Annotated in this window: 12 protein-coding genes and 1 pseudogene; 3 read left to right on the top strand and 10 right to left on the bottom strand. The window is 74.7% G+C overall.

Features of this window, described 5'->3' with window-relative positions; translation table 11 throughout:
• Positions 1-183 precede the first annotated feature (183 nt).
• Entirely contained in the window at positions 184-588 is a 405-nt protein-coding gene (locus tag SSNG_RS11315) for a VOC family protein (protein ID WP_007263958.1), read from the top strand.
• Positions 589-771: 183 nt separating this feature from the next.
• On the opposite strand, the gene nirD is transcribed toward SSNG_RS11315, so the two are convergent.
• From nirD to SSNG_RS11300, 3 genes are read right to left on the bottom strand one after another with little or no spacing between them, the layout of a single operon-like run.
• Positions 772-1,104, bottom strand: coding sequence for a nitrite reductase small subunit NirD (gene nirD / locus SSNG_RS11310; protein ID WP_042800868.1), 333 nt, complete (start codon positions 1,102-1,104; stop codon positions 772-774).
• Positions 1,101-3,632 carry a nitrite reductase large subunit NirB gene (gene nirB, locus SSNG_RS11305; RefSeq protein WP_042800867.1) on the bottom strand — a complete coding sequence of 844 codons (2,532 nt, stop codon included), beginning with the start codon at positions 3,630-3,632 and terminating at the stop codon, positions 1,101-1,103. The genes nirD and nirB overlap by 4 nt, the downstream gene beginning before the upstream one ends.
• A complete protein-coding gene (locus tag SSNG_RS11300) occupies positions 3,632-5,002 on the bottom strand; it encodes an FAD-dependent oxidoreductase (RefSeq protein ID WP_007263955.1) in 1,371 nt (456 codons plus the stop codon). Before SSNG_RS11300 ends, nirB begins: the two co-directional genes overlap by 1 nt.
• Before the next feature lie 172 nt (positions 5,003-5,174).
• On the opposite strand from SSNG_RS11300, the gene SSNG_RS11295 reads away from it, so the two are divergent.
• Positions 5,175-5,951 carry a sulfite exporter TauE/SafE family protein gene (locus SSNG_RS11295; RefSeq protein WP_042803318.1) on the top strand — a complete coding sequence of 259 codons (777 nt, stop codon included), beginning with the start codon at positions 5,175-5,177 and terminating at the stop codon, positions 5,949-5,951.
• A gap of 6 nt (positions 5,952-5,957) precedes the next feature.
• Here the strand turns inward: SSNG_RS11295 and SSNG_RS11290 are convergent, their stop codons facing one another.
• From SSNG_RS11290 to SSNG_RS11275, 5 genes are all read right to left on the bottom strand, one after another.
• On the bottom strand, positions 5,958-6,656 hold the full coding sequence (locus tag SSNG_RS11290; RefSeq protein WP_007263953.1) for a class F sortase: 699 nt from the start codon (positions 6,654-6,656) through the stop codon (positions 5,958-5,960).
• 131 nt (positions 6,657-6,787) lie between these two features.
• Positions 6,788-7,330 carry a hypothetical protein gene (locus tag SSNG_RS11285; protein WP_042800866.1) on the bottom strand — a complete coding sequence of 181 codons (543 nt, stop codon included), beginning with the start codon at positions 7,328-7,330 and terminating at the stop codon, positions 6,788-6,790.
• Between the two features lie 167 nt (positions 7,331-7,497).
• Positions 7,498-7,965, bottom strand: coding sequence for an ATP-binding protein (locus tag SSNG_RS39435; RefSeq protein WP_050779599.1), 468 nt, complete (start codon positions 7,963-7,965; stop codon positions 7,498-7,500).
• A 17-nt stretch (positions 7,966-7,982) separates the two neighbouring features.
• Positions 7,983-8,807: a HAMP domain-containing protein gene (locus tag SSNG_RS39430; protein ID WP_007263951.1), complete on the bottom strand. Its 825-nt coding sequence runs from the start codon at positions 8,805-8,807 to the stop codon at positions 7,983-7,985.
• Entirely contained in the window at positions 8,804-9,469 is a 666-nt protein-coding gene (locus tag SSNG_RS11275; protein WP_007263950.1) for a hypothetical protein, read from the bottom strand. The genes SSNG_RS39430 and SSNG_RS11275 overlap by 4 nt, the downstream gene beginning before the upstream one ends.
• 168 nt (positions 9,470-9,637) lie before the next feature.
• Here SSNG_RS11275 and SSNG_RS11270 point away from each other — a divergent pair, with 168 nt between their 5' ends.
• Positions 9,638-10,093, top strand: coding sequence for a gamma-glutamylcyclotransferase family protein (locus SSNG_RS11270; RefSeq protein ID WP_007263949.1), 456 nt, complete (start codon positions 9,638-9,640; stop codon positions 10,091-10,093).
• A gap of 299 nt (positions 10,094-10,392) precedes the next feature.
• Here SSNG_RS11270 and dnaG read toward each other — a convergent pair whose 3' ends face one another.
• Positions 10,393-12,294, bottom strand: coding sequence for a DNA primase (gene dnaG, locus SSNG_RS11265; RefSeq protein WP_007263947.1), 1,902 nt, complete (start codon positions 12,292-12,294; stop codon positions 10,393-10,395).
• A gap of 34 nt (positions 12,295-12,328) precedes the next feature.
• A pseudogene (locus SSNG_RS11260) lies at positions 12,329-13,604 on the bottom strand (FAD-dependent oxidoreductase).
• Positions 13,605-13,634 lie beyond the last annotated feature (30 nt).

Below are 13,634 nucleotides of genomic sequence, written 5' to 3'. Positions count from 1 at the left end.
GACCTGCCGGGCCGCCGGACGCCGCCCTTCCAACGCCTTTGACCTGCGAAAACGAGATACCTGGAAAAACTTCGCCGGGCAGCGATGAGTTCTGCCGGTGCCCCCGGTCTACCCCTTCGACGACGCACCGCGCACAGGCACCGCGCACCGCGCACCACGCCACACCAGAGAAGAGGAACCGAGATGACCCAGATGATCTTCGTCAACCTGCCGGTGAAGGACCTGGACGCCGCGAAGGCCTTCTGGGAGAAGCTCGGCTACTCCTTCAACCCCCAGTTCACCGACTCGACCGCCGCCTGCATGGTCGTCAGCGACACCATCTTCGCGATGCTGCTGACCGAGGAGAAGTTCAAGGAGTTCGCCACCAAGCCGGTGGCCGACGCCTCGAAGACCACCGAGGTCATGGTCGCGCTCAGCGCCGACAGCCGGGAGAAGGTCGACGAGGTCGTCGACGCCGCCCTCGCGGCCGGCGCCGTCGAACCCCGCCCCGTCATGGACCTCGGCTTCATGTACGGCCGCGCCTTCGAGGACCTGGACCACCACGTGTGGGAGTTCGTCTGGATGGACCCGGCCGCGGTCCAGGGCTGATGCCCTAGGGCCTGTCGTCAAACTCCCGTCGTCGCCCGGAGGGCGGCCCCGCGGCGTCTGGTGCGTGCTCTCGGTGCGCCGGGCGGAAGCCCGCGTACTGGACGTACTTGGCTTTCGCCCGGTGCGGCGAGAGCGCGTTGCCAAGGGCGTCGCGGGGCAGAAAAAAAAAAAAAAAGACAGGGCCTAGGGGGCGGAGGCGGTCCGCACCCGGTACGTCCGGACCGCCACCTCCTCGTCGTCCAGGCAGCGCCCCGACTCCAGGTCGAAGCGCTGCTTCAGCAGCGGCGAGGCCACGAAGGGCCGACCCTGCGCACGCCCCACCAGCCCGCGCGACAGGACGTGCGCCCCGGTGAAGGGATCCTGGTTGCCGATCGCGTACGGGCGCCCCGCGCGGTCGAGGAAGACCGCGGCCTGGCTCCCGTCGGGCAGCAGGGCCGCGACCCCGCGGCCCGGGACGAGCGCCGACAGCGGGCACACCGTCAGCCAGCCTCCGGACACCTTCAGTTCGACGGTCATCGGGCCGGTCCTCCAATGGTCAGGACGGCCAGGTCGGGCTTGACCTGGCCGCGCTCGGGAACGAACTTCACGGTCGGGTCGGGCGCGCCGGGCGCGTTGACGAAGGACACGAACCGGCGCAGCCGCTCCGGGTCCGACAGGGTCTCGGCCCACTCGTCGCGGTAGTGCGCCACGTGGTCGGCCATCAGGGCCTCCAGCTCGTCGCACAGCCCCAGCGAGTCGTGCACCACCACGTCCCGCAGGTGGTCCAGGCCGCCCTCCAGCCGCTCCAGCCAGGTGGACGTCCGCTCCAGCCGGTCGGCGGTGCGGATGTAGAACATCAGGAACCGGTCGACGAGCCGCACCAGTTCGGCGTCCGACAGGTCCTGCGCCAGCAGGTCCGCGTGGCGCGGGACCGCACCGCCGTTCCCGCCGACGTACAGGTTCCAGCCGCTCGCCGTCGCGATCACCCCGAAGTCCTTGCTCTGCGCCTCCGCGCACTCGCGGGCGCAGCCGGACACCGCCGACTTCAGCTTGTGCGGGGCGCGCAGGCCCCGGTAGCGCAGCTCCAGGTCGATGGCCATCCGGACGCTGTCCTGCACCCCGTACCGGCACCAGGTCTGCCCCACGCAGGACTTCACCGTCCGCAGGGCCTTGCCGTACGCGTGCCCGGACTCGAAGCCGGCGTCGACCAGCCGCGCCCAGATCCGCGGCAGCTGGTCCACGCTCGCGCCGAACAGGTCGATGCGCTGACCGCCCGTGATCTTCGTGTAGAGGCCGAAGTCGCGGGCCACCTCCCCGATCACGATCAGCTTGTCCGGGGTGATCTCGCCGCCCGGGATGCGCGGGACGACCGAGTACGAGCCGTTGCGCTGGAGGTTGGCGAGGAAGTGGTCGTTGGTGTCCTGGAGGGCGGCCTGCTCCCCGTCCAGCACGTAGCCGCTGGCGCCCAGGGTCGGGGCCAGGGAGGCGATGATCGAGCCGACGGCCGGCTTGCAGACCTCGCAGCCGTCGCCGCCGCGCGCCTCCTCGCGGCCGTGCCCGTCCAGGATGTCCTGGTACGAGGTCAGGCGCCGGGTGCGGACGATCTCGTACAGCTCGGCACGGGTGTACGGGAAACAGCCGCACAGCCCCTTGTCGGCGGCCGCCGGCAGCAGCTGCCCGATGACCTTCAGGCAGCTTCCGCAGCCGGTGCCGGCCTTGGTGCACTTCTTGACCTCGGGCAGGGTGGCGCAGGCGGTGATGGCCTTCTTGGTGACGTTGTGGCAGGAGCAGATCACCGCCGTGTCCGGCAGCGCGGACGGGCCGAGCGCGACGGGCGCGCCGGCCCCGGCGGGCAGCACCAGCTGCTCGGGGGCGACCGGCGGGACGCTGCCGGTCAGCGGGCGCAGCAGCCCGTACGCGTCGGCGTCGCCGACCAGCACGCCGCCCAGCAGCACCCCGTCGGGGGAGACGACCAGCTTCTTGTAGACACCGGAGCGGGAGTCCGACCAGACCACGTCCAGGCTGCCCTCGGCGGTGCCGTGCGCGTCGCCGAAGGAGGCCACGTCCACGCCGAGCAGCTTGAGCTTGGTGGACAGGTCGGCCCCGGTGAACTCCTTCTCCCGGCCCAGGAGGTCCTCGGCGGCGGTCTCGGCCATCTCGTAGCCGGGCGCGACCAGCCCGTAGACGCGGCCGTCGACGGCCTGCGCGCACTCGCCGATGGCGTACACGTGCGGGTCGGAGGTGCGGCAGCGGGCGTCGACGGTGATGCCGCCGCGCTCGCCGACGGCCAGGCCGGCCGCGCGGGCCAGCTGGTCGCGGGGGCGGACCCCGGCCGAGAACACCACCAGCTCGGTCTCGACGGTGGAGCCGTCCGACAGGCTCATCCCGCACACCGAGCCGTCCTCGCCGGTCAGCACCTCCTGCGTGCCGACGCCGGTGTGCACGGTCAGCCCCATGGACTCGATGGTGCGCAACAGGGCCGCGCCGCCGCCCTCGTCCACCTGGACGGGCATCAGGCGCGGGGCGAACTCCACGACGCGGGTGGCGAGGCCGAGGCCCTTGAGGGCGCCCGCCGCCTCCAGCCCGAGCAGGCCGCCGCCGACGACGGCCCCGGCCGACCGGGTCTTGGCGTACTCCTCGATCGCCAGGAGGTCCTCGATGGTGCGGTACACGAAGCAGCCCGGGGCGTCCTTGCCGGGTACGGGCGGCACGAAGGGGTAGCTGCCGGTCGCCAGCACGAGCACGTCGTACGGGACGACCCGCCCGGAGCGGGCGGTGACGGTGCGGGCGGCCGTGTCGACGTGCTCGGCGGGGTCGTCGAGGTGCAGCTCGATGCCGTGCTGCTCCATGAAGCCGGCCGGGGTCAGGGAGAGGTCCTCGGGGGTGCTTCCGGAGAAGTACGAGGTCAGGTGGACCCGGTCGTAGGCGGGTCGGGGCTCCTCGCACAGCACGGTGATCCGGTGCGTCGCGGTGGCCCCGCGCTCGGCGAGGGCCTCCAGGTAGCGCTGGCCGACCATGCCGTGTCCGATGAGCACGATCGCGGGCAGGGGCTCGGGCACGGTCATCAGTGGCCTCCGTCGTCGGTGAGCAGGTGGAACGGGTCGTGCGGGGCGGTCAGGAACTCGTCGCCCTCCCAGGTGCGGGCGAGGGCCCCCACCGTGGAGAGCTCCCCGAGCAGCACCCCGCCGACGAGCCGGTCGCCGCGCAGGACGACCTTGCGGTAGGTGCGGCGGGTGGCGTCCGCGAGGCGGAGCACGTCGTCGCCGGGGAGCGGGGTGGGGTCGCCGAACGCGGCGAGGTCGAAGGGGCCGGTGGCGCCGGCCGTGGGGAGGGTGAGGCGGGTGAGGGCGCGGGTGCCGGTGTACTCGGCGTCCTCCCCGCGCAGCACCGCCGCGAGGGCGTCGGCCTGCTCCAGGGCGGGTCCGGCCAGCCCGTACACCCGGCCGTCGTGCTCGGCGCAGTCGCCGATGGCGTGGACCCGCGGGTCGCTGGTGCGCAGCCGGCCGTCGACCACGACGCCCTTGCGGACCTCCAGCCGGGCCGCCTGGGCGAGCCCGACGCGCGGACGGACCCCGCAGGCGAGGACGACGACGTCGGCGTCGAGCCGGTACCCGTCGGCCAGCTCCACCCCCGTCACCCGGCGGTGGCCCCCGCCGGGCTGGGTGCCGGGGGCCGGATCCTTCGGCCCCGTCGGCGTTTGAGGCGCGGGGTCCGGGGCGGATCTCCGGGGAACGGAGGACGGGCGGGGCGGGGAGGAGGCCCCGCGCAGCGGCCCTCCGGGCGCAACCGCCTCCGTCGTGGTCAGGCCGCGGACGCGGCACTCGGTGTGGATCTCCACGCCGAGCGCCGTGAGGTGGTCCCGCAGCAGCGCGGAGGCGTCGGCGTCCAGCTGGCGCTCCATCAGGCGCTCGGCCTGCTGGGCGAGGACCACCTGCGCACCCCGCGCGGCCAGCGCACGGGTCGCCGAGACGCCCAGCAGCCCGCCGCCGATCACCACCGCCCGCAGCCCCGGGCGTACGGCCGCCGCGAGGGCCAGGCAGTCGTCCATGGTGCGGAACGCGTGCACCCCCTCGGGGAGTTCCCGCCCGTCGGGGGCGAACAGCCCGCGCAGCGGCGGCAGCACCGGGTTCGAGCCGGTGGCCAGCACCAGCGTGTCGTACCGCTCCACCGAACCGTCGTCGCAGTGCACGGCCCGGTCCGCGCGGTCGATCCGCACCGCCCGGACGCCCCGGCGCAGCGCCCGGCCGGGGGCCGGGAGCGCGGTGACCTCGGGGGCGTACCGGCCCGCCAGCACCTCGGCCAGCAGGACCCGGTTGTAGGGGGCGTGGGTCTCCTCCCCGAGGACGGTCACCGCCGCACCGGGGCCCAGCCGTGCAGCGAGCCGCAGGCCCGCCAGGCCGCCGCCGATCACCACCACACGCTGTTCCGAGGTCATGGCACGAGCGTGCGTGCGGGCTGTTTCCCCGCCGCATCGCCCCTGTTACCCGGACGGAACACCGACCTCAGCGCCCCTGCCGCGGGTTCGTGAGGGCGGGGAACCTCAACCTTTGCGCAAGTTTCCGGGGATCGATGGTCCCTGCACCGATGCGGTACCTAGGGTCGTGGTCGTGCCTGACATATCAACGACCATGATCATCGTGCTGTGCGCGGCCGCCGCCGCGGCCGGCTGGATCGACGCCGTGGTCGGCGGCGGCGGACTGCTGCTCCTGCCGGCCCTGCTGCTCGGCCTGCCGAACGCCCAGCCCGCCGCCGTCCTCGGGACCAACAAGGCGGTGGCCATCGTCGGCACCGCCGGGGCGGCCGTCACCTACGCGCGCAAGACCGCCGTCGACGTGAAGCTCGCCGTCCGCATCGGGCTGGCCGCGCTCGCCGGATCGATGGGCGGGGCCGCGCTCGCCGGCGGGATCAGCAAGGACGCCATGCGGCCGCTGGTCATGGGGGTGCTGGTGGTGGTCGCCGCCGTGGTCATCTTCAAGCCGGGCTTCGGCGCCGCCCCCTCCGCCTCGCCCGTCTCCCGCGGCCGCGTGGTCCTCACCATCGCCCTCGCCGGCCTGGGCATCGGCTGCTACGACGGCCTCATCGGACCCGGCACCGGCACCTTCCTGGTGCTGGCCCTGACCGCCCTGCTCCACCTCGACCTGGTCACCGCCTCCGCCACCGCCAAGATCGTCAACTGCTGCACCAACGCCGGCGCGCTCGCGATGTTCGCCTACCAGGGCATGGTCTTCTGGCAGCTGGCCGCCCTGATGGCGGTCTTCAACCTGGCCGGCGGCATGGTCGGCGCCCGGATGGCCCTGAAGAAGGGCAGCGGCTTCGTCCGCGGCGTACTGCTCACCGTGGTGGGCGCCCTGGTGGTCAAGCTGGGCCTCGAACAGTGGGGCTAGGGGGTCTTACGACGCCCCAGTGAGGTGGGCGAAGACGACCACGTTGCCCTGGTAGCCGGTGCGCGGGGAGAACGCGCCGCCACAGGTGATCACCCGCAGCTCCGCGCGCGGCGAGGGCCCGTACACGCGCCGGTCCGGGAACGCCCCGGCGTCGTACACCTCGACCGCGTGCACCGTGAACACGGCCGTCCGCCCGTCCGCCCGGTCGACCTCCACCGCGGCCCCCCGGCGCAACGCCCCCAGGTGGTAGAAGACCGCCGGGCCGCTGGCGTGGTCGACGTGCCCCGCGATCACCGCGGTACCCGTCGCGCCCGGCGTGGTCCCGTCCCGGTACCAGCCGGCGAGCTCCCGGCGGGCCGGCGGGGGCACTTCGAGGCTGCCGTCGCGGTCCAGGCCCAGCCCGGTCAGCGGGGCGTCCACCCGGATCGACGGGATCCTGATCCGCACGGGCGGCGAGCCGGGGAGCGGGTCGATGCTCCCGGGGTAGAGGGGCTGCGCGCTCAACGCCTCGGCGGCGGAGGGCAGCGGGGGCCGCACGGTCACGGCCGAGCCGCTGCCGATGAGCCAGACCCCGGCGCACACGGCCGCCGCGACCAGCCCGGCCCGCGCCGCGAGCGCCCCGGCGGAGCCCCTCGCGCGGGCCCCGGGGCGTCCGCTCCCCCGGGACCGGGGGCGACCCCGCAGACCCGGGAAGCCGCCACGCATGCGCCGTACCCCCTCGTCTCGCCGTTCCTGGAGTGGCCGTCGCCCGGCCCCGCGAACGGGGGGACCTCGCGGGGCGGGCGACGGGGGGGCGGTACCGGTCGGACCGCGGCCGCAGCCGCGGTGGGCGCCCGTCAGCTCCGCGTGCCGCTCGCCCGGCGACGCAGGAGCCAGGTACCGCCGACGGCGGCCGCGGCCAGCACTGCCGCTCCCGCCGTGATCTTGGCGGGGTCGGTGGCGGTGGTCGTGCCACCACCCACCCCGGTCCTCACGTGGCCCTGCGGGCCGCGTTCGGTGACGACCAGGTCGCCGGTGGCGAACTTGCCGTTCGCGCAGGTGGCGCCGATTCCGTAGGTGCCCGGCCGCAGGCCCTGGCCGATCCGGAACCGGCCCGTGACCATGTCCTCGCGGCCGCCCGGGGCCAGCTCGAAGCGGCCGCCCGCCACGGTGCTGGCGTCCCCCTCGGCCCGGCTGCCCCGGCCGCAGGCCTTGGTGTGCACGGTGACGGTGGCGCCCGGGGCGGCGGATTTCGGCCAGACCTCCAGCACGGCGAAGTCCCCGGGCGCGAAGGGCGTCATGCCGAGCTCCGCGGCGGCCACCGCCCCGGCGACCGGCCCGGCGAAGGCGACGGCGGTCAGCGCGGTGGCGGTGAGCACGTGGGCGGTGCTGCGGCGCATGGGTACTCCAGGGGACACGGGGTCGTGTTCCGAGGAAAACCGGCCCGCCCGCCCACCGCCTGCCGAGCCTGCGCCAGATCCCGCCGGCCGGCGGCCCGACGCACCACGTCCGTGCAGGTCAGGGGCGTACAGGGGCATCCGTGTCCGCCCACGCCGTCCGGGTGACGTCAGGCCGGCGGCAGGGTCACGACGGCCGCCGCGCCCGCCGGCGCCGGGTTCGACAGCGTCACCCCGGCGCCGATCACCTGGGCCTGCCCGAACGCGATCGTCAGCCCGAGCCCGGTGCCCTGGCCCCGCTCCGGCGTCCCCGTCACGAACCGCCGCGGCCCCTCGCGCAACAGGGCAGCGGGATAGCCCGGACCGTCCTGGTCCCGGACGGTCACCGACGTCCCCGACACCGTCACCGTGATCGGACCGCTCCCGTGCCGCCGGGCGTTGACCAGCAGGTTCGTCAGGATCCGCTCCAGACGCCGGGCATCGGTGCGCACCCGCACCCCGCCCGGTCCTCCGGCGGTCCCGTCCGCGCCGACCACCTCCGCCGCCACCCCCGACCGCTCCGTGATCGAGCCCACCAGCGGGCCCAGCACGTGCACCTCCAGCCGCGCCTCCTCCCGGTCGGCGTCCAGCCGGGCCACCTCCAGCAGGTCCTCCGTCAGCGTCCGCAGCGCCGCGACCCGGTCCCGGACCAGCTCCGTCGGCCGCCCGGCGGGCAGCAGCTCGGGCCGCCGTGTGCAGACCCGTCAGCGGGGGTGCGCAGCTCGTGCGCCACGTCCGCCGTGAACCGCTGCTCGGCCTCCAGCCGCCGCTGGAGACTGGCCGCCATGGTGTCCACCGCCGAGGACAGTTCGGCCACCTCGTCCCGGGTCCCCGGCGGCCCCGACGGGCCGATCCGGGCGTCCAGGTCGCCCGCGCTGATCCGCCGGGCGGTCTCGGCGGCCGTCCGCAGGTCCTTGCTGAGCCGGCTGGCCAGCAGCGCCCCGCCGACCGCCGCCAGCGCCACCACGCCCGTCCCGGAGGCGACCAGCTGCGCGTCCAGTTCCTCCAGTTCGGCCTGCTCGGCCGCCAGGGGCTGCCGCACCGTCAGCACGTGCCCGCTGCCCACCGGCCGGGCCGCCCACACCGCCGGGTCCGGTCCGGTCAGGTCCAGGTAGGTGGTGCGGCGGCCGTCCAGGGCCGCCCGGCGCAGCTCCTCGGGGGTGGAGGGGCAGTCGACCCGGGCGTCGGCCTCCCCGACCTTGTCGGAGTCGAGCCGTCCGGTGATCTCGTAGATCTGCCGTACGCGGACCAGCTGTTCGACCGCGCTCTTGCGGGCGGCGTCGGACACCTGCCGGGCCCGGGCCTCGTGGATCAGGACCCCGATGGTGACGGCGACCAGCGAGCAGCCGGCCGCCAGCAGGGCGGCGATCTTCCAGCGCAGGCCGAGGGCGCCCAGCCGGCGCCGCCAGCCGGCCGGCGAGACCGGGAACCGGGCCCTCACGACGGGTCCTGGGCCCTGGTGTAGTGGCGCTCGTCGTTGACCACCGTCATCCGGGTGCCGTCCCAGTGGTAGCGGACGACCTGCTCGGAGCCGTCGTCGGTGACGGTGCGCAGCAACAGGTCCCGGCCGATGGACTCGGCGGCCATCCGCCGTCCGATGGAGAACAGGATGGGGACGATCCCCTTTCCCCGGGCGGCGTACACGGTGAGCGCGGTGCGGCCGCTCTCGGTGTCGGCGGCGACGACCATCTCCTCCTGCCCGTCACCGGTCAGGTCGAGGTAGACCGGCGGGCGGGTCCCGGCCCGGCCCGGGGCGTTGACCACCCCCTTGCCGGCGAGGAGCTTCATCCGCTTGTCCGCCTTCACCACGGCCGTCACGTCCACCGCGGCCAGCCCCCCGGGACCCACCTCGGGCGCGTCCGGCAGCGGCGCGGGTGGCGGCTGGCGGGTGCCGGTGGCCGCCCCCGGCGCACGCGGGGAGTCCTCGGACCAGGCCGGCCACAGCGCCTCCGGCTGCGGCTGCGGGGAGACCGGCGCCACCGGCTCGCCCTCGGCGAGCCCGCCGGGTGCGGCGCAGCCCGCCGACGCCGACGCGGCGGTGCAGAGCAGCAGGGCGGCGGCGGTGGCGGCGGCGCCGCGCGAGCGGTGGGGAGATTGCGTCATGGGGGTGCGGGGTGGGGTTTGGGAAACGGGCGGAACCAGACGTTATGGGGCGCCCGTCACAGGGGCCGGGAGATTGTGTAACAGCGGTGCGTACGGTGGTGGTGCGCGGCGAAGAGGGGCCTTTGGGCCCGGGCCCGCACCGTCCAGTAGTAGTCGAGGGAGGGCCCTGTGGCATCGGTCGATCGGCCGGGATCCGGAGCGGGAACCGGGCCGGGCGTGCTGCCGTTCTTCGTGTACGGGACGCTGCGGCCGGGGGAGGTCAACCACGACCTGTTCCTGAAGGGCCGGACGGCGGCCGAGGAGCCCGCCCGGCTGCCGGACGCGGCGCTGTACGAGGGGCCCGGCTACCCGTACGCCGTCGACCGCCCGGGCTCCGCCATAGCCGGGGAGCTGATCACCGCCGCGCCGGGGGAGTACGCGGAACTGCTGGTCGCGCTGGACCTGCTGGAGGAGTACGCCGGCCCGGGCCGCCCGGGGAACGTCTACGACCGGGTCGCCCGCGAGGCCGTGCGCCCCGACGGCAGCCGGGTCCGGGCCTGGGTCTACCTGGCGGCCGCCCCGCTGGCCCGCCGCCTCGCGGAGGCGGGCGCCGAGATCCCGGGCGGGGACTGGCTGCGCCGCTAGCCCGCGCCGGGCCGGCCCGGCGCGGGCTAGCGGCGAGGGCCGGTGTGCCCGCTCGGCCGCGAGGCCTGCCGGGATCCCGCTGCGGGGGACGGGCCGGGGGCCGGTGTGCCCGCTCGGCCGCGAGGCCCTGGCGGGGTCCACGGCGGAGACAGGCCGGCTGACGGTGTGCCCGCTGGGCGGCGAGGCCTGCCCGGGTCCCGCCGCAGGGTGCCGGTGGGGCCGCTAGGCGGCTCGGCTCCAGCGGGTGTCGCCGCGCCGGGGGGCCGGTCCGCTGCCGCTCCGCACACGTTCCCCGGCGGTCAGAGCCCTTCGGCGCCGCGGTTGCGCAGGCGCTGCCCGTACTGCTGGAGCACCCACAGCTCCTGCTGGACCGCCGCGTGCTGCTCCGGCGGGGCCTGCGGGCTCAGCCGGGTCAGGGCGCCCTGGATCTCCAGGACCCGGCGGTCGACGGCGCGCAGCCGGACCTGCACGAGCTGGACGCCCGCGTAGACCTCGTCCACCGTCTTGGCGTGGATGGCCTCCACCGCCAGCTCCGTGACCATCGCGCGGACGGTGTCGTTGGGCGCGGCCTCGCGGACCCGGGCCACGTAGTCCTCGGTGGCCTGCGCGGCGCCGCCGGCGTCCTGGATGGCCTGGCGGACGGCCGCGTAGGGCGGGGCGGTGAACTCGTCGATCCCGTACGCGTCGAAGGCGGGGGAGACCAGGGCCGGCCGCTGGAGCGCCAGCTTGAGGAGCTCGCGCTCGGTGCGGTGGGCGGGGCTGCGCAGGTTCAGCGCGGGCCCGCCGCCGACGGACGCCGGCGGCGGTGCGGGGGCCGGCTCCTGGGGACGGCCCCGGCCCTGCTGCTGCGGCTGGTTGCCGCGCTCGCGGGCCCAGCGCGCCAGCTGCGCCACCCGCTTGACCACGAACTGCTCGTCGAGGATGCCCAGCATCCCGGCCAGCTGGACGGCCGACTCGTGCTGGATCGAGAGGTCCTTGATGCTGGCGACGACCGGCGCGGCCTCGGCCAGCGCGGCCGCCCGCCCCGCCGGGTTCTCCAGGTTGTGCCGGCTCACGATGTGCCGCAGGGCGAACTCGAACAGCGGGGTGCGTGCGTCCACCAGCCCGGCCACCGCCGCGTCGCCCTGCGCGAGGCGCAGGTCGCAGGGGTCCATGCCGCCCGGGGCGATGGTGATGGAGGTCTCCGCCGCGAACTTCTGGTCGTCCTCGAAGGCCCGCAGCGCGGCCTTCTGCCCCGCCGCGTCACCGTCGAAGGTGAAGATCACCTCGGCGGTGGCGTTGTCCATCAGCAGCCGCCGCAGGATCTTGATGTGGTCCCCGCCGAAGGCCGTGCCGCAGGTGGCGATGGCGGTGGTGACCCCGGCCAGGTGACAGGCCATGACGTCGGTGTAGCCCTCGACGACCACCGCCCGGGAGGTCTTCGCGATCTCCTTCTTCGCCAGGTCGATGCCGTACAGCACCTGGGACTTCTTGTAGATCGCCGTCTCGGGGGTGTTCAGGTACTTCGGCCCGTTGTCGTCCTCGCGCAGCTTGCGCGCGCCGAAGCCGACCACCTCGCCGCTGATGTCCCGGATCGGCCACATGAGCCGGCCCCGGAAGCGGTCGATGGGCTTGCCGCTGCGGCTGTCCTGGGCGAGCCCGGAGAGGATCAGCTCCTTGTCGGTGAAGCCCTTGCCGCGCAGGAACCGGGTGAGGTGGTCCCAGCCGGCCGGGCTGTAGCCCACGCCGAAGTGCTGGGCCGCCGCCTGGTCGAAGCCGCGTTCGGCCAGGAAGCGGCGGGCGATCTCCGCCTCGGCGCCGCCGAGCTGCTCCGCGTAGAAGAGGGCGGCGGCCTTGTGGGCCTCGACCAGGCGGATCCGCTCGCCGCGGCCGCTGGTGCCGGCGGTGTAGCCGCCCTCCTCGTACCGCAGGGTGATGCCGGCCTGGCCGGCCAGCCGCTCGACCGCCTCCGAGAAGGAGAGGTGGTCGATCTTCATGATGAAGTCGAGGGTGTCCCCGCCGGCCTGGCAGCCGAAGCAGTGGTAGAAGCCCTTGCTGGGGCTGACCTGGAAGGACGGGGACTTCTCGTCGTGGAAGGGGCACAGGCCCTTGAGGTTGCCGCCGCCGGCGTTGCGCAGCTGGAGGTACTCCGAGACCACGGCGTCGATCGGGACCGCGTCCCGTACCGCCTTCACGTCGTCGTCGTTGATCCGTCCTGCCACCCGTGAATTCTACGGCCGGGCGGCGGCAAACCCGTCAGGCCCCCTCCGCCGCCACCAGCGACTCAAGCGGAACCGACGGATCCGCCAGTCGCTCGCGGTCCACCGGCGCCTTCGACCTGATCAGGGCCTGGATGGGTTCGGCGACGTCCCACACGTTCACGTTCATCCCGGCCAGCACCCGGCCGTCCGACAGCCAGAACGCGATGAACTCCCGCTTGCCCGCGTCCCCGCGCACCAGCACCTGGTCGTAGCCGCCCGCCGGGGCGTAGCCGGAGTACTCCAGGCCCACGTCGTACTGGTCGGAGAAGAAGTACGGCACCCGCTCGTACGAGACCTCCTGCCCCAGCATCGCCCGCGCGGCGGCCCGGGCCGCCGTTGAGGGCGTTGGCCCAGTGCTCCACGCGCAGCCGGGTGCCCAGCGCCGGATGGTGGGCGGCGGCCACGTCCCCGACGGCGAAGACGTCCGGGTCGGAGGTGCGCAGCGAGGCGTCCACGGCGATGCCGCCGCCGTGCTCCCGGTCCACCAGGGCCAGCCCCGAGGTCTCGGCGAGCGCGGTCCGCGGCGCCGCCCCGATCGCGGCGAGCACCGCGTGCGCCGGGTGCTCCTCGCCGTCGTCGGTGCGGGCGGCCATCACCATGCCGTCCTGGCCGACGATCTCCGTCAGCCGCGCCCCGAAGTGGAACCGCACCCCGTGCTCGGCGTGCAGGTCGGTGAAGAGCCGGCCGACCTCCGGGCCGAGCACCGCGTGCAGCGGCGTGGCCAGCGGCTCGACCACCGTCACCTCGGCGCCGTAGCCGCGCGCGGCCGCCGCGACCTCCAGGCCGATCCAGCCCGCGCCCGCGATCAGCAGGTGGCCGTTGTCCCGGCCCAGGGAGGTCAGCGCCTTGCGCAGCAGGTCGGCGTGGGCGAGCCGGCGCAGGTGGTGCACCCCGGCCAGACCGGTGCCCGGGATGTCCAGGCGGCGCGGCTCGGCACCGGTGGCCAGCAGCAGCTTGTCGTAGTGCATCAGGGTGCCGTCGCCCAGGCGAACCGTCTTGGCTTCCCGGTCCAGGTGCACGGCGGGCTGGCCCAGGTGCAGCTCGATGTCGGCGCCCGCGTACCAGGACGGCTTGTGCACGAAGACGCTGTCGCGCTCCTCCTTGCCCAGCAGGTAGCCCTTGGACAGCGGGGGCCGCTCGTAGGGATGGTCGCGCTCGTCGCCGATCAGGATCACCCGGCCCGTGAACCCCTCCGCCCTCAGCGTTTCGGCGGCCTTGGCCCCGGCCAGCCCCGCGCCGACGATGATGAACGTCTGGTTTGCGTCGACCACCTGATGCCTCCTCATAACCTGTCGGCCACT

This window comes from Streptomyces sp. C, assembly GCF_000158895.1.
Taxonomy (GTDB): domain Bacteria; phylum Actinomycetota; class Actinomycetes; order Streptomycetales; family Streptomycetaceae; genus Streptomyces; species Streptomyces racemochromogenes.
Note: the sequence above shows the minus strand (reverse complement) of the source record. Positions and strands in the feature narration are given on the sequence as shown.